9 protein-coding genes are annotated in these 19,295 nt (G+C 68.3%); 4 read left to right on the top strand and 5 right to left on the bottom strand.

What is annotated here, in order from left to right; all coding sequences use genetic code 11:
* The first annotated feature begins 6 nt into the window (after window positions 1-6).
* The 3 genes from LZG04_RS11445 (at window position 7) to LZG04_RS11435 (ending at window position 6,395) form a co-directional block, all read left to right on the top strand.
* A complete protein-coding gene (locus LZG04_RS11445; RefSeq protein WP_233815809.1) occupies window positions 7-3,735 on the top strand; it encodes an ATP-binding protein in 3,729 nt (1,242 codons plus the stop codon).
* A complete protein-coding gene (locus tag LZG04_RS11440) occupies window positions 3,735-5,048 on the top strand; it encodes a DUF3322 and DUF2220 domain-containing protein (RefSeq protein WP_233815808.1) in 1,314 nt (437 codons plus the stop codon). The genes LZG04_RS11445 and LZG04_RS11440 overlap by 1 nt, the downstream gene beginning before the upstream one ends.
* Before the next feature lie 330 nt (window positions 5,049-5,378).
* Window positions 5,379-6,395, top strand: coding sequence for a hypothetical protein (locus LZG04_RS11435; RefSeq protein WP_233815807.1), 1,017 nt, complete (start codon window positions 5,379-5,381; stop codon window positions 6,393-6,395).
* Window positions 6,396-6,984: 589 nt separating this feature from the next.
* Here LZG04_RS11435 and LZG04_RS11430 read toward each other — a convergent pair.
* The 5 genes from LZG04_RS11430 to LZG04_RS11410 all read right to left on the bottom strand — a co-directional run bounded on the left by LZG04_RS11430 (window position 6,985) and on the right by LZG04_RS11410 (window position 15,404).
* Window positions 6,985-7,863 carry a hypothetical protein gene (locus LZG04_RS11430; RefSeq protein ID WP_233815806.1) on the bottom strand — a complete coding sequence of 293 codons (879 nt, stop codon included), beginning with the start codon at window positions 7,861-7,863 and terminating at the stop codon, window positions 6,985-6,987.
* Between the two features lie 12 nt (window positions 7,864-7,875).
* On the bottom strand, window positions 7,876-10,578 hold the full coding sequence (locus LZG04_RS11425) for a hypothetical protein (protein WP_233815805.1): 2,703 nt from the start codon (window positions 10,576-10,578) through the stop codon (window positions 7,876-7,878).
* 471 nt (window positions 10,579-11,049) lie between these two features.
* Window positions 11,050-12,348, bottom strand: a complete 1,299-nt coding sequence (locus LZG04_RS11420) for a recombinase family protein (RefSeq protein ID WP_233815804.1) — start codon at window positions 12,346-12,348, stop codon at window positions 11,050-11,052.
* A gap of 308 nt (window positions 12,349-12,656) precedes the next feature.
* Window positions 12,657-13,967, bottom strand: coding sequence for a hypothetical protein (locus LZG04_RS11415; protein ID WP_233815803.1), 1,311 nt, complete (start codon window positions 13,965-13,967; stop codon window positions 12,657-12,659).
* Between the two features lie 6 nt (window positions 13,968-13,973).
* Window positions 13,974-15,404 (bottom strand): recombinase family protein, encoded by a 1,431-nt coding sequence (locus LZG04_RS11410; RefSeq protein ID WP_233815802.1) that lies wholly within the window; start codon window positions 15,402-15,404, stop codon window positions 13,974-13,976.
* A 505-nt stretch (window positions 15,405-15,909) separates the two neighbouring features.
* On the opposite strand from LZG04_RS11410, the gene LZG04_RS11405 reads away from it, so the two are divergent.
* Window positions 15,910-19,290, top strand: coding sequence for a hypothetical protein (locus LZG04_RS11405; protein WP_233815801.1), 3,381 nt, complete (start codon window positions 15,910-15,912; stop codon window positions 19,288-19,290).
* Window positions 19,291-19,295: the final 5 nt, after the last annotated feature.

Raw genomic sequence — 19,295 nt, 5'->3', positions numbered from 1 at the left:
TGGACGATGACCGAGGAGATGACCCTGGAGTTGGGCGACCTGCGGGCGGACATCCGACCACGGCCCGGCCCGACCGCCGCGCCCTCGATCGCCCCGGCCTCCGCCAAGGATGTCGTACCCGGCGCTCCTGCGGATTCCGCCCGGTCGTCCACGGCGACCGGCCCTGCCCCCGCCCCGGCCACGCGGGCATCGGATGCGCGACGGGAGACGACACCGGCCACCGTGCAACACCGCCTGGAAAGCATCCAACTGGTCAACTGGGGCGGCTTCGAGGGACGCCGGCTGATCGAGTTCGACCGCGACTCCACATTGATGTCGGGGGCATCCGGGACCGGGAAGTCCACCGTCCAGGACGCGTGGCTGGCCTTGATGCAGCCGTCGGACACCCCGTTCAACGGCGCCTCCAACGACGCCGTGCGTGGTCGGGCGCGCTCGGCCGAACAACGCAACCTGCTGTCCTACCTGCGTGGACAGACCGACACCACCGAGGACGCCGACGGCGCGGACAAGCCCAAAGTGCTGCGCGGGGACGGAACCGACACCTGGGGTGCGGTCGCGGCGACCTTCGTCGACGACCACGGGCGGCGTTTCACCGCCTTCCGGCTCTACTACGCCGCGGCCCGCGTCACCCGATTCGCCGATGTGCTCAGTCGCATGTTCACCTTCGACGGCACCCTCGACCTGGCCGACCTGGCGCCGCTGACCACCACTCGCCCGTCGCCGTTCGCCCCCGCCCAGGTCAAGGCACGGATCCCCGGCGCCGTACACCACGAGCGGTACTCCACGTTCTCCCAGCAACTGTTCACCCGGCTGGGCATCGGCGCGGGCGGCGACGGCAGCAAGGCACTGCGGCTGCTGGCCCGCGTGCAGGCCGGCCAGCAGATCCGCACCGTCGACGAGTTGTACAAGGAGATGGTCCTCGAACGGCCCGCTACCTACGACGACGCCGACCGCGCCATCGAGCACTTCAACGCGCTCGAGGACGCCTACCTGACCATGCATACCGAGCAGCTCAAAGCCGAGATGCTCGCCCCGGTGAAAGCCTGGTACGACGAGCTGTGTCAGGCACGCGACCGGATCGGGGCCATCGACGGCTTCGGCCTGGATCTGGGCGCCGACTCACCCGTCGCGCTATGGGCGTTACGCACCGAGGACGCCCTGCTCACCGCCGCCGTCGACACCAACCGCAAGCAGCGTGACCACGCCGAGAAGGCCCTGGCCACGGCACAGCTCACACGCGCCGAGCAGGAGCGGGCCCTGACACAGGCGCAGGCCGACCACGACGCCGCAGGAGGGGGAACCCTGCGGCGGATCGACGACGACCTTCAGGTGGAGACCGCGCGCCGTAACGAACTCGACCAGCGCCGTACGGTCCTTGCCCGCGACACGGTCATCCTGAGCGGGCATCTGCCCGGCGGGTTGGACTCGGCGGCGGACTACCAGGCACTACGCGAGGCCGCGACGGCGTTGGTCGATGCCGCGGACTCCACAGCCGTCGAACTGCAGCAGCGTCGCGACAGAATTCTGCAGGAGCAGCAGTTCCCTCTTCTGCAGCGGCGAACCGAACTGAGGACAGAGCGGACGTCCTACGAGGGCCGTAGCGGCCGTGTCCCGCCGTGGCTCGACGCACTGCGCGCCCAGGTCGCGCAGGCGGCCGGGCTCGCGGCGGAAGAGTTGCCGTTCCTCGCCGAGTTGATCGACGTTGCCGACGGCCAGCAGCAGTGGCGCACGGCGATCGAGACCGTCCTAGGCGCCAGTGCACGGCTGCTGCTGGTGCCCGGAGACCGGCTGGAGGACTTCTCCCGGAAGATCGACCCGCTGCACCTGACCGGCCGGATCACGTTCGAAGGCGTCACGCTGCAACCGTGGAATCCGACGCGCACCGCAGCAGCCGACTCACAGCGGATCGCCGGAAAACTGCAATTCAAGGCCACCCCGTTCACCTCGTGGGTATTCGAGCACGTCAGCGACGCATCCCTCAACGCGCTTTGCGTGCCGACCGCAGCCGACCTGGCAGGGCACGGCTACCGGGTCACCCCCGCCGGGCAAACCCGACGGGGTCGCCGCGGCTCGCACGGACGCGCCGAACGGCACAACATCATCGGCTTCTCCAACACCGACACCCTCGCCGACATCGACGAGGAACTCGCCGACATCGAACGCGACCTGCGATCCACCGGGCAGGCGGTCAAGGCCGTCGAAGCCGAGCAGGGCACACTGCAGCGACGCATCGGCGCCTGCCAGGCGGTGGCCCGGTTGAGCTGGGATGACATCGACGTGCCCGGCTCGGACGAACGCATCGCCGCCCTGCGGAGGCAACGCCAGGCCATCCTCGACGACAACACCCGGCTCCAGGCCCTGCAGAAACACATCGAGGATCTGGAGGGCCAGGTCGAGCAGGCCCGCAACCAGGTGTACGGCTGCCAACGCCACCACAGAGAATTGAACGAGCTGTGGAACCAGCTGGTCGACCGGCAGGACGCGGTGGTGGGCGAGCTGCAGCGCCTGGACCGCGAACAGCGGGTCGTGCTCACCAACGAGCAGACCCGGGAACTGGATCGGCACTTCGCCACCGTCACCGCCGACCGCGACAACATCCTCGCCGACTTCCCCAGATACCTGGTCGCGCTCCGCCGACGACTGCGTGAGCAGGCCGATGTGTCCGGTCAACGGATCACCCAGCTCACTAGTCTCATCGAGGACCGGTTCATGCAGTTCCAGCACAACTGGTACGACCCCAAACTCGGCAAGACGCTGGACTCCTACGCCGACTACGCACGCCTCTACGACGAAATCGAGGCCACCGGCCTGCACACCCGTCGCGACCAGTGGCGACGCCGGCTGACCGACTGGTCCGGCGAGGACCTCGTACCGCTGGCCCATTCGATGGGCGACGCGATCGATGAGATCGAACGGCGCCTGGAACCGATCAACGCCATCCTCGGCGCACTGCCGTTCGGCGCGAACGCCAACCGTCTGCGCATCCGGATGCGCAGACAACGCTTCGAGCACGTCACCACGTTCCGCCGCGAGCTGGCCCAGCTTTCGTCCACGGCAACCACACATCTGGACGACCACGCCTTGGAACAGCGGTTCCAGGATCTACAGGCCTTCATGGACCAGATCCGAACCAAGGACGATCCGCGCGGCCTGCGAGCCACCCCCGGCCGCGGCGGCACGACGAAGACAGGCGCGGTTGAGCGCGACCGCGACCAACTGCTCGACGTGCGCAAACACGTCACCGTCACCGCCGAGTGCTACGACCAGCAGACCGGCCACCTGGTGTCCACCCACTCATCGCTGGGCGGCAAGTCGGGCGGCGAGTCACAGGAACTCATCGCGTTCATCGTCGGCGCGGCGCTAAGGTTCCGGCTGGGCGACGAACTGCGCGATCGACCGCGGTTCGCCCCGGTGTTCCTCGACGAGGGATTCATCAAAGCCGACGCCGAGTTCGCCGGCCGCGCGGTGCAGGCCTGGCGGGGGCTGGGCTTCCAACTCGTCATCGGCGCCCCGCTGGACAAGGTGACCGGCCTGGAACCGCACATGAACGCACTGCTGGTGATCACTACGGACACCCGGACACAGCGCTCGTTCCTTCACCCGGTCAAGGACCGCCAAGCCTTCCGCGACACCTTGGACAGCCTGGTAGCAGACAACGGCACCTCCGCCGCCACACCGGCCGATCCGGGCGGCCCGTCCACACCCGAAGACACCACAGGACGGGGCAGCAGCTGATGACCGGCCGAGCACGCGGCACGGCCCGCAGCGGCGATCGGACCATCACCGACCCGATCGCCGGGATCAGGACACCCCACCTGGTGGTTCACGACGTCCGACGACGCCTGGAACGCAGCTGGCCGGACACCGTCCTACGGGAGCACCACCGCCACACGCCCGGCGCGGGCCACCAGACACCACAGACCGAACCGGATACGACGGAGTCGGCGTTCGATGCTGGCCCGCCGGCATGGCCGCACGCGTTCCCGCTGGGACAGCCCGACGCCACCATGCTGGCAGCCCACTTCGGCGACGTCGTGGGCCTGGTCCGCGACTGGCGCGAGTGGGCCGATCGGCACGGCATGACGCTGCGCTGGCGGATACGCCGCGTCCACGGCACAGAACAGCACCTGCCTACCCATCTGCTCGTCGATGACATCGACACCGCCGCCCGCATCACTGGCTGGCACGACACGCTGGCCACCGCCCGCGCCCGCGCGCGGATCCTGCTACGTCGGAACCCGCTGCCGCGCTCCCCTGCCGCCGTGCTGCGCCAGGTAATCGACTACGACGAGGTGGACTTCGACCTGCTCAGCCGCGCTGCAGACTGGTTCGCTGAACGCGCCGTCACCGGCCCGCCCGCGCCGCTCACGCCTCGACAGGTGCCGATCGAAGGGCTGCACGCCAAATGGCTCAACACCCGGCACGCGTTGCTGCGCGAACTCGCCGGCGTCGACGAACTGCACCTGCTGCCACCCCACCCGCCCCGCCTACACCTCACCTACCTGGACCCTGCACACCTCGGTTCGGGCGGCCGCCGACACGACTGCGCCACCGTGGGCGACAACCTCCCTCTGCCCTATCCGCCAGTAGTGATCATCATCAGCGAGAACAAGGACACCGCGGTCCACTTCCCGCCGCTGACCGGCGGTATCGCCGTGGAAGGCAGCGGACGGGGCGGCACCACCGCAGCGTCCTTCACCTGGATCACCGACGCCCCCGCCGTGTTCTACTGGGGCGACATTGACCCCGACGGCTTCGAAATCCTCGCCGGATTCCGTGCCGCCGGAATCCCCGCACGGTCGCTGCTGATGAACCGCGCCGCTTACCAGCGTTGGGAACGCTACGGCACCAGCGTCGACCGCCACGGCAAGCCACTACAGCCACGCACCCCCAGCCCGACACCGCACCTGACCGCTGAGGAACGCTCCCTGTACGAGGATCTTTGCTCACCACAATGGACACGACACCGACGTATCGAGCAGGAGCGCATCCCGCTGCACACTGCGCTGCAGAGCGTCCGCACAGCCCTGGGCACCTCAGTGCGCTAGACATGCCGTTCATCAAGGCTCCCCATCCTGGGGCGCAACGGTGCGGAGAAACCCCCGATGCCGAGCACACGGCTTCGGGTGGTGGAGGCCGTGTGGAGCTTGTGCACCCACTCGGGCAGGTCAGGCGTCTCGCCAGTGACGGCCCAGCGGTGACCGCTACAGTATCCGCAAGTCGACGGGACTCGCCCCGCCGTCGCCATACTGACGACCACCTATGGCCCTTTCCCGGTAGTGCACCGAGCCCACCCGTGCCGCTCGCCAGGCGTCGTACCATCGCGGTACGCAGCTCTTCGCTCAACCACCTACTGGTCGTGAGAATGCGGGGCCGTCATGACGACGCGTGTGCTGTACGTCCCGGACAACCGCGAGTTGGACCTCTCCCGTCTCTCCGAGAGCGATTATCAGACGGTCTCCTCGCTGCGGGGCAAGATCGGGCGCGGCGACCGCGTGCTGCTCTGCCTGGAACCAGCGGTGTCTGGCCACGACGAGATGTTCGTCCGCAGGCGCGACGGCAAGTACTACGCGAGCCACTTCGCGGGCGGCGGCCATGGCACGCATGAGATCGTCCGAGAGAGCGACGAGCACAAGCGGCAGAAAGAGTATTGGCACCGGGCCGGCGACGACGCCGGCTACCGCAGCGACACCGAGTTCACGACGAGCACCGGGAGCATCCTCGACGTCGCCATCCATGGGCCCACCCCTACCGGCGTGGAGGTCCAGCTCTCCCGCATCAACCTGTCGACAGCGAGTGGCCGCACCGCTCGATCACATCGAGCCGGCTGGTTGTCGCTGTGGTTCACCCCCGCAGAGCGCTTACCGAAGTGGTTCCACCGGGTGCCCTCGGTGGGCTGCAACCACATCCCGTGGGACAACCTTCCTCCCAGGGGCTCGGCCGTGGCCACCGGTCTGCGCCGAGTCGACATCGCCAAGTGCACCGTGCACAACTTCAAGACATGCCCGACCAACCGCCGCCACTGCGGTGGCGATCACCCGAAGCTCAACCCGTGGGCAGGTCTGACGCTGGATCACGTGGCGGCTCTGGTCCCCGCTGGCAAAGCGGTGCCACTCATGACCACCGGCCGGATCGTGTACCTGGTCCCACCGAACGACCTGCGACTCTACGAGTCGCTGACCGGAGGCCCTGCCCGCTACACCCCGAAAATACCGTCGGAGACCGACCGCGCCTCGTCAGAGCCCACCGATTGCTACAACGCGTCGCACCTTGCCGACTCGAGCGTGGAGTGTGAGGGGTGTGGTGAACACCTTCTGTGGAGGCGCCCAGGCCGAGTCCTCTGCGAACGCTGTAATCCGATCATGCACCTACCGACCAGCCCTTATTCACTCTGAGCGCTGACAGCGTCAGCCGAAGTCCGCCTCGCCAACGGCATATACGCCAACCATGTTTCGGCCAGTTCCCACGCCGTCGTGGCCAAGGAGCCGAAGACGAGACGAGGCGCAGCCGCCGGATCGGCAGTCCTTCGGACCAGCGTTTCCGACCGCTTCCTCAGGCCGGACGGCACGACGCTTTTCTTGCCCCACTGAGCCGATATGCAGCACTGCTGATCCAGCGCGACACAAGTTGCCGGTTCAGTATGTCTTCGTTCCCGACTTCGACGAATCCGGTTCGACGATATACGCTCATTAAATCAACCAGGAATTGGTACGGCATGCTCGCTGTCACATCTACATGCACCCCGACGACGTCCTGAGCGATAACATACGTCTACCGCAGCCGGATCGCCATAACTTCGATGCAAACACCGGTGGCGCGCTGATCAGCGAAGACGAACTCTTCTACGGTCTGCGAAAAGGCCAACTCAGAGGCATGTCGAAGCCGTGCGGCCCCGCCGCGACGAGGACGGCATGACCATCAATGATCTGGAGTGGCCCATTCCCGGCCGCGTGACGTCAGGTCGATCGACGAGCTGGTGACGTGTCAGCCCGCGGCCATCAGGCCGTCGAACTCCTCCAGTGTCACGAACGCCATGAGCGGCCGTGGCACGAAGGCCGCCGGGCTCGGGCGCCGTGTGACGAACAGTCCTTGGACGGACGTCGGCATCGGTACGCCCAAGGCGTCCGCGACTGCCGTGCAATCCGCCGCGACGGTGTCCACCTTGGCCTGCAACTTGCCGACTTCGCCCTTCTTCGGATCGTAGAACTGCCGAACCGCGCGTTTGATCTCGGCCGGGGTGAACACCTCGGCCAGATCCTTGTCGTCGATGACCCACAGGACGCCCTTGTCGGGGTGCATCGCGATGTGGTCGATCTCGCCGGGCAGGGCGGCGAGTCCGATCGTGTGCGCGTGGTGGGGCTTGATGCGGCTGCGTACCATGAACCCCATCTCCCGCAACCGCTCGTCGACCTGGTCCTCCAAGACCCTGGTGCGCTGCAATCGAACCTGGTCGATAGCACTGCGCACCGTCGGACAGCGGTCCAGGCGGCTGGTCGGCCACGGCAGCAGGCCGTCGGTGAGGTAGCCGCTGGTGACCCGTCCCGTGGCCGCCGAGTTCCAGGGCAGGACCAGCACCGTGTGCTCGGTCAGCCGGATCAGGGGTCGGGTGAGGAGCCGGTGGTCGCGGGCCCGCGCTTTCCACGGTTGCACGCGTTCAGCGGCCAAGTCGGCGCCAGTCAGCGTCAGGGCCGCCAGCGCGGCTTGCGCCTGCGCACGGTCGACGTCGAGTTGGTCGACCAGCTCGGTCTCGACGTCGACGAGCGCGACTTCCGCAGTCGGGTGTTCGTTGGTGACCGGCCAGGCGCTGAGCACCGTGCAGGCGCCCAGCAGCGCCGTGGCGGTGCAGCCGAGGTCGGTCAGCATCGCCGGATCGACCTAGGCCAGGATCTCCCTGGGGTCAGGGCCGCGTCCCTGCTCGGTATCGGGTCGCGTGGTCGTCCGCTGGTAATGGCGTTGGCGGGCGTCGTTGAACGCCTCGATGTCGACGGCCGTGGACTCCCCGGTGTGGAGGGTGATCTCGAAGCGGTCGGACACGTCGGTCACTTCGCCGCTCATCTCGTGCAGCAGGGCGTCGGCGCGGGTGGTGGAGTCGACGAACAAACCGGCCAATGCCAGCAGGTGGGCCCACTCGATGTCATCGGGTTCAGCTGTGCCCTGCCGATCGGCCACCAGGGCGAGTTCCATCAGCGTCGCCAGAACCGCCGACTGCTTGACCAAAGGGCTCTCGCCGTCCGGTTCGAGTACCGGATCACCGGTCTCCGACAAGCGCGGTGGCATCTGCGTACGATTCGAACGTTGACGTCGGTGCGCCTCGCGTGTGAAGGCGACTGCTTCGATCTCCTCCGCAGCCCGGTGCAGCACCGCAGAGGCGTCGAAGCGTGCGAACCTCTCTTCCACCTGGTGACGCAGCCAGGGCAGAATCACCTCCAATTCGAGTGCCCTGGACTCGGCGTGGTCGCGACGCCCCGCCGCTTGTCCGCTGCGAACCAGGTGGACGCCGAGCAGCCTGTTGGCCTGCGACACCGCCCACCCCGGCACCGGCGCGGGCCGCCGCATGTCGAGAGCCTCGTTCAAGGTGGTCTCGGCCGAGACCACCAGCACTCGGGTCGCGGTGGGCCAGGCGGCGGCCAAAGACTCGATCGCCGCTGCTTGATCGTTGCCGCAGTTGCGCAGCAACGCGGTCGTGATCAGCTCACCGAGTCGGCGCTGAACGTATCCGGGGTTCTCGACCTCATGGTGCTGCAGGGAGGAAGTCCACCGGATGACGATCCCGCCCTCACCGCCCTCACCTCCTTCCAGTGTCAATGGTTCGCCAGAGGCATCCTCGTACGCGAACTCGACCACCAGCCGATCGAGGCCGCAAGCACGCAGTACCGCTATGGTCTCGTCTCGCAGTTGCAGCGCCACCCGGCACGCCGTCCCTACCATGTCGAACGCGAACGCCACCAGATGCGATGGCATCGACCCCCGCAGGACCTCGGCGAACAGCGGCCCGTGCCACGGATCCGCACGATCGAGCAGACCCAACGCCCACACGGTCCTGTCCGCGGACACGAAGCTGACCGGATCGCCCTCCGACATGACGACCGCCAACTGGTTGACCGGCGGCAGGCCGAGCCGGTGCAACGCCCACTCCAGCGGGACCCGCCGCCCCGCCAGCTCCCACTCCTCGTCACCGACCTGGTGCAGGGCGACCATGATGCCGGTGGGCGGCAACCCCGCGCGATGCAGCGCCTGACCGTTGGCCCGCCACGTCTGCCAGGTATTCACCGGCTCCCAACCGAACATCTGCACATCCGCGTTGGTGACCACCTGCTCGTGGAAGAACGCCCACAGCTCGTCCGAACGCTCACACGTCTTGACGATCCACGCCAGGTCCTCCAGAGAAATCATCGCGACCGGCTCGGTCACCCCGATGAACGAGGTGCCGATCAGCGCGGTCACCACCACCCGCACGATCTCCACATCCTCCGGCAGGGTCAGCGGCCCGGCATCGGTGGGCACGGTGACGCCCGGTGTGATCGCGGCCAACGCGGTCTCGGCCTCACGGACACCACCCTCAGGTCCAATCTGCGCCGCGACCGCAAGAGCCAGGACGTGGCGTCGCCCGTAGAAGATGAGCATCACCGGCCCCGCAGGTCCCTGGAACACGTCAGCGGGCGGAAGATCGTGCAGCGAGTGCAGCAGCTTGCCGACCTCACCCCGCGCGATCCGCAGCCACTCCTGCTGCGACCGCCACGACCGCGCCGCAGCCCGGGCAGCCAACTGCGCGATGCCGGACTCCCACGCCTCGGTCACGTACGGCAGCGGAAGCGCATACCGCGCACCACCAGGACCGGACACTGCAACAGCCCTACCGAAGCACGTGGTCATCATCCGCAGGTCGACCTCCAGCCGACCCAGCGGGATCGTGCCCCACTCCAGCGCCTTGCGCTGTTCCTCCGTCGCCTCCGGTCCCAGCGCAGTCCACAGCAGAACTTCCTCAGCGGCCCGCATTTCCTCAGTGCCAACCACCGGGAGGTCCCCAACCTCCGGTTCGCCGTCCGCAGGCCACGCAGGCGCCAGGATCTCGACCACCCGCTCGGTGTGCATCAGGAACACCTCGACCCAGTTATTCACACCGAACCCCACCATGCGCCTCAAAGCCGGGTCCACAGCCTGGGCGACCAGCTCCGCCGTCCGCAGCGACGCCAACGGACGCTCCAACATCCCCGGATACAACCGGTACGGCCGGCCGAGGAAGACCCCCACGGCGGGCACTCGCGGATCCCAAGGAACCTCGTCCTCCAACGACGCCGCGGGCCCGGCCAACGCCACCAGCGACTCCATCAGCTCACGCATACCACCCACCGCCCGCACCGCAGGACGCCGCTGCACCGCCGCCCGCAACGCCAGCCTCACCGCATACGACAAAGTCAAATGCCGGTGCATCCCCAACGGCGAGGACACGATCACGTGTACGGCAGCCAACAAATCACCGAAACCGGACAAGGCAGCCAGCACCGCACGCTCATGCTTCCGACGCTGACGAAGCAGCTCCTGCTCACCCGACTTCGCCTTGCTCCTCCGGCCGCCCATGACGCCCTCCCACCCGCGATCCACCCGCAGACGAAGCCAGTCCGCGGTTCCGGGCACCGTACGCCACCGCACCGACAATGTGGACAGTCAGCGGATCACGAAACGTAACGAGATCGCACCGAAGGCGGGTCGCAAATCCGTAGAACGGAATGGATTTTGCGTCGCCCGAAGTCAATCAACCGCATTTCGCGACTCGGGCTTCCGACCGACCAAGGAGCACCCTCCCGACCGAACGGCGACTACCGAGTGCGACCGTAAAGACCCCTGCCGATTTCACTGGACGAAAGTTCGAGTGGGAACTTTCCCACTCTTGCGACGACACCCCAGACCCCTGCTAAGCTGGACTTATGAGCCACTCCCCTTCGAGGCGAGTGGGAAATTCCCCACAGATGCGTGTTCGGGCAAATCGGACACAGTTTTACCCCACGGGTTCGATCTTGCTTTTATCAGATCGAACCCGTGGTTTCGTCTTTATGCGGCCCGCAGGACCGGGCGGAGCGTCTCGACCGACACTCCGTCGGCGGTGCACACGATGATCACATGGCGGGCGCGGAGCTGCGCGGCAACCCGGCTCGGGCTCGCGGCCACGGGCATGTGCAAGGCATGGCTGATCCTGGTGATCAGGTGGTCCTCGCGCAGGTACAGCGTGGCCAGGGTGTGCCCGGTACGGGGACCGGTGCGGCCGTGGCGGCAGCGGTAGCCAGCACGGCCGTGCACCCAGTGGCTGTCCATCCGCCGGCCACAGACGCCGCAGCGCAACAGCCCGGCGAACAAGTACTCGCGGGACTCTCCCTCCCGGTTAGGGCGGTTCGAGCGCAGTCGCTGGACTGCGACGAAGTCGGCTTCGCTGACCAGTTGGGCGTGGGAGCGCTGCCGGGAGACGACCCAGCGGTTGCTCGGGTTCCACCTGGTGACGCGGCGCCGCCTGCGCTCGCCGGGAGTGTGATGGTCGTGGTCGACGCTCTGCCGGTTCCACACCTGCCAACCGGTGTAGCGCGGATTGGACAGGATCGACGCCACCGACTGCGCGGTCCACCGACGACGTGTCCGATGCTGGTTGCGCTCGGGGTCATGCTCGGCCGGGCATGGCGTACCTTGCCGGTTGAGCGTGACGACCAGGTCCTGCACGCTGCGCCCGGCTCGACGCTCGGTGAACAGCCACCGCACCGTGGGTGCGGTGTCCGGGTCGGGCTCCAGGCGGTAGACGCACCGACCGCGACGCGCCTCGGCCAGGTTCGGGTGCGCGCCTGCGGGCACCAACCGGTAGCCGTAGGGGGCACGCCCGCCCAGGTAGCGGCCGTGATCACGGGTCTGAACACGCATGGCGGCCATCGCCCGGTGCCGGGCGCGTACGACCTCGCGGAGCGCCTGCGCGCCCAGCATCCGGATCAGTGCCCGGTGCTCGGCGTTGTCCAGGTCCAGCGGACCGCCCGCCTCGGGCAGCCACACCTGTACACCGTGTCTGCGGCACAGCGCCACGACGTGCTCGATCTGATCCCCGGCGAACCCGCGCTCGAACTCCCCCACCACGATCGCGTCGAACCCGCGATTCGGATCCCGGATCGCCGCCAACAGCTCCGCCGCTTCCGGCCGATCCCGCCACCGATCACGCCGTGGCCTCCCGGCGTCGAAGAAGCTCACCACGATCCGGCCGTGCCCGGCGACCAGGTCCTCGCACACCTCCAACTGCCACGCCCGCGAGGTCTCCGGGTCCTGGTGCTCAATGGTCGAGGTACGGCCGTAAAAGGCGAACCGCAACCCGTCTACCACGGCAGGTCCTGGATGGACTCCGCGGGCACCGTAGGCGTCGTCCTCGGTCCACAGTCCCATCCAGTCGGTCAGCACATCTCGGTCGCACAAGGCCGCCACGATCCGCCTCCCTCGTCCACACTCGAACTTCGAGGCTGGCACGGTGGCAAGAACATGGATTGGGACAGGCCCGATCGGCCGCACACCATCACCCCGCTGTCCGATCCGGGCCGTCACGACATCGACGCCCCGACAACGGGATCACGGACACAACCCGCGATCGAGTGACCTCGCCGGCTTCGTGGCTGTGTTGTCGGCACTGCCCCCGGTCAGGAGGACGTGTCGTCGCGGTCGGTCGTGAGCAGCTCGGTGAGTTCCTCAGTCACCCAGTCGGGCAAGGTGACGACGGCGGTGTCGGGTTCCCCTTCGATACGGCGTCGGGACTGTTCATCGAAGATGGCGCGGGTAAGCCAGTACAGGAGGTCGTCGTCGAGGACGTCGGGGGCGTGGGCGGCGATGTCGGCGAACCGATCCGCGTCGGCGAACAACTCCAGCGCCGTCCGAGGCAGCTTGCCGACCTGTGCCCCATTCTCGATCACCAGTCGAGTGAGGGTCTCGAAGTGCCCCGAGCCCCACCAGTCGCCGACGGACTCGGTGCGCGAGCCGTGCATGCTCAGCAACGCCAGCACGGTCTGCGGTCCGAGTTCGTCCTCCGCGCGCTGCCACAGGTCCACCTGGCCGTGGATCGAGGCGAGGATCGGTTCCCAGCCGTCATCGAACAGCCCGACCAGGGCGCGGCCGTCGGCCAGGCGCCGACCAGGGAAGGTCAGAGCCAGGCGCACGGCGGGCCAGTCGACACCTTCGAGGTGCACGTGGGGCAGGACCGCCCGGGTGGCGGCGATGTTGGCACGTGCCATCGTGAGGTCGTCGACCTTGTGGTGCCACTCCTCGACCACGCTCTCCCGGCGCCAGCACCACTCCGCGATCCCCCGCGCCGCGGCCGACGGCACCGCCGCAGGCACGATCAGCGGATAGGCGCGCATCCCCGAGGCGATCCGCCAGGAGAACTCCTCGCCCAGCGACGCATACACCCCGGCGAGGTCGTCACGCCCACGGTGACGTATGGCCGCGTCATGCACGTAGTCGGCCCGGAAGGACATGACCAGATCGGCGTGCAGGAAGGTAGCCGGTTCGGACAGCCGGATCCTCGTGGCATCCAGCAGTCCTGCGGCCGCGAACGCCCGACGTGCGGTCTCGGCACGAACGGCCTGCGAACTCTCGCCGGCCAGGTCTACGGTGATCTCCTCGTCAAGCGGGAACAGCGGCGGCAACAGTCCGTCGTCCCAATCCCAACCCTCGGTCGGGTCCGCGACTACCAGCAGACCCGTCACAGGATTCCACGACACAAGCAGGTGGAAGCCCGACCGCTCCAACTCGACGGTGACCTCCGCGACCTCGGCACCTCCCCGGTCCGGATCTTCGTCGTCGTACCACTCCTCGACCGTGGCCTCCGACCAGCCCGCCCGCACCAATGGAGCGACCAGACGACGCAACAACAGCCGCCCCTCCGCCTCCCGGGACCGTGGAGGCACGGCACCCGAGATCGCGGAACCCACCGCGTCCTGTTCACCCTCGGACATGGCCGCTCACCGTAGTGCATCGTCGGTCAGCACCGAACCCCGCGACGACAGGGCAGGCATCAGACCTCCAACGACTTCGATCCCTCGGTGCCCGCAGGCAATGGTCATATCCTTCTCGCGCAGAAACACCACCATGTCGGCGCCCACGGCTGGCCGCGCGAAACCCGCGGACGCCGCAGCAACCGGGATGTCTTCCAGCAGACGATCCTCACGCCAGTACAGCGGCCTGGGCCCATCCGCCAGGCGTGGGCGGGCACTGCTGTAGCCGTGACGGCACCGATAGCCGGGACGTCCGTGCACCCAGTGCGCGTCCATCCGCCGCCCGCACACCCCGCACACCACCAAACCCGACAACAGGTACCGACGTTCACCGCCGTCGTCGTTGGGGCGTCGGGCGCGCACGTTCTGGGCCGCGGTGAAGTCGCGCATACTCACCAACGGCGTGTGCACGACCTCCAGTGAGATCGCCCAGTCCTGCGGCTGGTTCGGTACCTGTCCCGGCCGTCCGGTGTGCAGGTCGACCTCGTCGCGGTCGTTGGCGACCCTGTTCCAGACCTGACGGCCGGTGTAGCGCGGGTTCTCCAGGATCGTCTGCACCGACTGCACCCTCCATCCCTCACCCGAGCGGTGCCGGTTACGCCCTCGATCCGCCGCCGACGGGCACGGCACACCACGCTCGTTCAGCTCACGGGCGATCCCTGCTACCGACACCCCGCTCAACCGACGGGCGAACATCCACTTCACGTATCCGGCGGTGCGCGGATCAGGTGCGAGCTTCTGCGCACGGCGTCCCCATCGAGCATCTGCACGCCTGGGATGCGGTCCGCCGTCGACCAGCATGTACCCGTACGGCGGACGTCCACCCAGATAGCGGCCCAACTCGGCCTGCGCCTTCATCGCCGCCAGTGCCCGGTTGCGCGCCCGGATCACCTCCCGCTCCGACTGCGCACCCAGAAACGTCATCAACCGACGGTGCTCGTCGTCATCCAGGTCCACTCGGCCACCGACCTCCGGCAGCCACACCTGCACCCCGACCGCACGCAGCAGCGGTACCAGCTCGTCGAACTGACGACCGCAGAACGCCCGCTCGTACTCGCCCACCACGATCGCGTCGAACCCGCGGTCCGGGTCGGCCAACGCCTCCAACAGCCGCGCCGCCTCCGGCCGGTTGGACCACCGACGCCGTCGCGAGGCGCCCTCGTCGAAGAACTCCGACGCGACCACCCCGTACCCGGCGACCAGGCGCTCGCACACCTCCCGCTGCCACAACCGCGAGGAGTACCGGTCCTGGTACTCCGAGGTCGACATCCGCCCGTAGAACGCGAACCGCAACCCAAGGTGCACGTGCGGGTCCTGCGAACGCCTCCGCTCACCCTTACGCTGTTTGCCCTGCAACCAGCCGTCCAGTAGATCCTGATCAGTCATGGATGTCGTCATCTGTCACCTTCGCCGACGGGCAGTGGATGCCCTACGTGACGACTCCGTACCGGTGGGCTGACGCAAACTCATGGAATTGACACCCGAACAGTGCACTGCCTACACCCACATGGCGGCACACCGCCTCGTCCGGCGGACGAGCGAATCCAGCCGGTCCGGGCGAAGGGGACTTCGTCCGTGACAGCCGGGCCACCGCCGCTCCTCCGCGGTTCGGGAAGCAACGGCGTCGCCTCCGGATGACACGGCTTCCGACTGCGGCGTCATGTGATGCCGAGTCGGGTCACTCGCGGGATCGGTCGATGACCACCGAGCTGGGCAGGCGGGTCCACTCGCCGAGCAGCTTCGCGCAGGCCGCCCAAAAGGTCGCGGGCGGCCTGCGTGGTCTCCACCAAATCGTGCCTTCTGCTCGCCGAGTCCCGCCAAAGGCAGACGCCCAAGGTCGTTGCCCGCGGGTCCGCGTCGCGGATGACGGCCCGGCCGGGCGCGCGACCGCTAGGGTTCGCGGATGGCGACCAGTAGCGGCGGGGGATCGGCAGCGGCTGGCGGCTTCCGGTTCGAGATACAGGTGGGCGCGTTGCTGGCCGCGCACGTGGTGACGGGAACCCGCCTGCCCACCAGTGCCACGCGGCCATGGCCGCGCACCGCGGGCTGGCTCACCCATGTGGGCTTGCAGGCCGGTTATCCCGTCGACGACATCGTGGCCTTCACGGACAACGAGGGCTTCATCGCCGTACAGGCGAAGAAAGGCCTTAAGCTCGGCCGGACGGAAGAGTCCCCGCTGGCACAGGCACTCGAGCAGGCGGTCCGGATGTTCCGTCGGAAACCGCCGGGCGCGGCAGCGGAACCGGGAACGGAACGGGAGTGGAACCCGACGATCGACCGCATCGTGATCGCGACCGACACGGATGCTCCCGAACCGATTCGTCGCCACCTGGTGACCGTGGTCAACCGGCTCGCGACGGCGCCCCCTTCCTCCGGTGAGGAGCAACTGGCCAACAGTGCGGGCGAGCGGACGGCGCTGGCGGTCTTCACCGGGCACGTGCGACGACTGTGGCGACAGCAGGCCGGCTCGGAGATCGCGCGCGAGGATCTTCGCGCATTCTGTTCGGTGTTGCGGGTGATGGCGTTCGACCTCCAGCCGGGCGGACGGGACCTGCAGACCGTGCACGCCATGCTGGGCAGGACGATGACCGATGCTTCCCAGGTCGACACAGCCTGGCGCAGTCTGCTGGTGACCTGCGAAAACCTCTCGGCCGACCGGACGTTCACCAACGCCCAGGAGCTGCGCGGCGAGCTTGCCGCCGACGGACTCGACTGCAGGGAGATCCTCCACCCCCCGGACGAGGCCGGACCGGTGTTCGCTCCGGATGCCGTCCTCCACGGCCCTCTCGCCGACGGTGCGCTGCGCGACCGGCTCGCCGAAGCCGACAAGCTGTCGAAGTCCGACCCGCGGGCCGCCGCCCGGCGGTACAAGTCGGTGATGGCCGACCTGCAGACGGATGGCTACCTCCACCAGGCCGCCGGCCTGCAGCCGCAGCTGACGCGGGCACTGCGGGCAAGCGGACAGCACGATGCCGCGATGCGCGCGGCCGTCGCTGCCGCCTGGGGGCCGGTGCGGCGTGGAGAGGTACCGTCCCAGTTCCCGGACGAGTTCAAGCTGGTCGACGAGCTCCGGCACTCGCCGAACGCCCGTGCGCGTGTCGGCACGGCGGTGTACGCGGTGTTGCGGTACGAGGCCGGAGACATGTCGTTGCCGGATGCGGCCGAACGCGTCGCAGCCGTGCGCGATGACGACGAGTTCGCCGGGGAGTTGTTGCTGTGGCTGGCCGAAGAAGCGATCGCCGCCGGTCTGCCCGAGCTCTTCGAGAGCCTGGGCGACCGCGCCCTCGGGCACGCGGCGGCGGCGCCCGACGAAGCGGCGGAGTTCGCCGGGCGCGTGCGTATCGCCGTCGCGGAGTGCCGTCGGGACTGGTCGCCCCTGTTGGCCTCGGTCGAGGCGGACTGCGGTCCCGAGCTGTACGTGTTGGCCCGTGCCCGACACGGGCAGGCGCTCGCACGGGGCAACGACCTCGCGGGCGCGGTCGAGAACTACGAGCAGGCCGTCGCGGCCGGCACTCGTGAGCGGATGTACGCCGAGGTGCGCACGTGGTTGTACGACCTGCGCAACCTGCGTTTCGCCCTCGGTGGGCCCGGCATGGGCTACGAGACGCACCACACTGCGCAGTCGCTTCCCCGCAGTCATAAGCTCACCGTGTTCGAGGGCAAGGAACAGCTGCTGGCGCGCGGTCTGGAAGCCCTCGCCTCCGAACAACGCGACCGGGCCCACCGCGTGTTCATGCGCCTGAGGCACCGCATGTCGACCGGGGCGGCCCTGGCCAACCAGCGCCAGTGCGACACGAGCCTCGGCGACGCCCTGGGCGACGACAACGTGCCGTTGGCCGTCGACCGCTATCTGCGCGGTACCGAGCACAAGAAGGCCACGGCGCTGTTGCGGCAGCAACCCGACACCGAACTGGTGCCCGAGCAGGCGTGGGTCGACGGACCGGTATGGCAGGCCAGGGCAGCGTACGAGTTCCTCGGCGCGCACGGTGATCTGGTCGCCGAGCAGCATGCGCGGGAGTTGTTCGAGAAGTTGGAGGGCAGGCTGATCACCACGGGGCCCATCCGCGGCTGGGCGACCCTGGGTGCGAACGAGACGCTGCTGACGGCGCTGGCCGCCTTGGTGTGGGCCTCGCCGCGGGACGCGGCGGGCAGACTGCTCGCCCGCCTGGCGCCGGTCGCCGGGAAGGGAGGACTGCGGCGCTCGATCGAGTCACACGTCGACCTCCTGCTGGGGTGCGCCCGGGTACATCCCGACCTCGTGGCCGACGCCGCGCACCAGTTCTCCGACCTGCTGTGCGTGACGGAGAAAGCGGTGTCGGAAGCGCTCGACCGGGCCTTGGAGCTCCTGTCGCCGGCCAAGGAGTACCTGGTCGAACGGCTGTCACGTGCGGTCGAGACGGGCGAGGCGCCGTGGCTCATGCCCGTGCTCGGGGAACTGGAGGTGAGGACACCTGTCGTGGTCGAGCACGCCAACGCGGCGCTGGAGGCCGCGGCGAAACCACGCACCTACACGCCGGGCTCCGCGGGGTTCGGCAGTGACCTGGTCAGCGTGGCCGGCCTCTCCCACCTCGGCGCCCCGGATCGACGTGACCGCTTCGTGGCCGCCATGCTCGACATCGCGCTGGAACCGCGGGAACTGAACGTCGAGCGCCGCGAGGCGATCGACGCCATCGCCGCCGTCGCCCAACGATGCGGCGCCGCATCGCTCGACACCGACCTCCGCGCCACGATCCTCCAGGCCGTACGACCGATCGCCGGCGGACAGGGGGTCGGCAGCGACGAGGGTCTTTTCCCGCGACGGCTGGCTTCCCCGAAAGAGCTGGTGCTCGCGGCGAACAGACTGCTGGTCATCCTCGCCCCGGACGAGCAGGAACGCGACCGGATCGCCCGCAACCTGTTGCTGACCCTCATGGACGGTGACATCGAGAACCCCCGGCTGTTGCAAAGCGCGCTGGCCCAGGCTCCGGCCGACACCTTCAAAAACGACCTGCTCGCGCTCGCCGCATCACGTTCTCCCTCGATCCGTGCCTTCGCCGCCCACTGTTGGGCAGAGATCGACAGCGGCGATGAGGGCATCGGCCGACGACTGGCTTCCGATCCCGCCGGAGTCGTGCGCCTGGCGCTGGCCCATGGGCTCACCAGCACCGCCAGGACCGACATCGACGACATCCGCGAGGTCCTGAGCGGCGACTGCCGGTTCACCGTCCGCGCAGAGATCCAGCACACACGCCCGGACTTCACCGCCGGAGCGCCCACACAGACACCGCAGGAGGGCAGCAGGTGAAGGAC

Origin of the sequence: Saccharothrix sp. S26 (assembly GCF_021390395.1) — a bacterium.
In the GTDB taxonomy this organism is placed as follows: domain Bacteria; phylum Actinomycetota; class Actinomycetes; order Mycobacteriales; family Pseudonocardiaceae; genus Actinosynnema.
The sequence above is the reverse complement of the archived record's forward strand: the minus strand, read 5'-3'. Positions and strand labels throughout refer to the sequence as shown.

Excerpts from the sequence above, each read along its gene's own strand:
- LZG04_RS11435 (WP_233815807.1), top strand. The coding sequence starts at position 5,379 with ATGACGACGCGTGTGCTGTACGTCCCGGACAACCGCGAGTTGGACCTC.
- LZG04_RS11415 (WP_233815803.1), bottom strand. The coding sequence starts at position 13,967 with ATGTCCGAGGGTGAACAGGACGCGGTGGGTTCCGCGATCTCGGGTGCC.
- LZG04_RS11410 (WP_233815802.1), bottom strand. The coding sequence starts at position 15,404 with ATGACGACATCCATGACTGATCAGGATCTACTGGACGGCTGGTTGCAG.
- LZG04_RS11430 (WP_233815806.1), bottom strand. The coding sequence starts at position 7,863 with ATGCTGACCGACCTCGGCTGCACCGCCACGGCGCTGCTGGGCGCCTGC.
- LZG04_RS11445 (WP_233815809.1), top strand. The coding sequence starts at position 7 with ATGACCGAGGAGATGACCCTGGAGTTGGGCGACCTGCGGGCGGACATC.
- LZG04_RS11425 (WP_233815805.1), bottom strand. The coding sequence starts at position 10,578 with ATGGGCGGCCGGAGGAGCAAGGCGAAGTCGGGTGAGCAGGAGCTGCTT.
- LZG04_RS11405 (WP_233815801.1), top strand. The coding sequence starts at position 15,910 with ATGGCGACCAGTAGCGGCGGGGGATCGGCAGCGGCTGGCGGCTTCCGG.
- LZG04_RS11440 (WP_233815808.1), top strand. The coding sequence starts at position 3,735 with ATGACCGGCCGAGCACGCGGCACGGCCCGCAGCGGCGATCGGACCATC.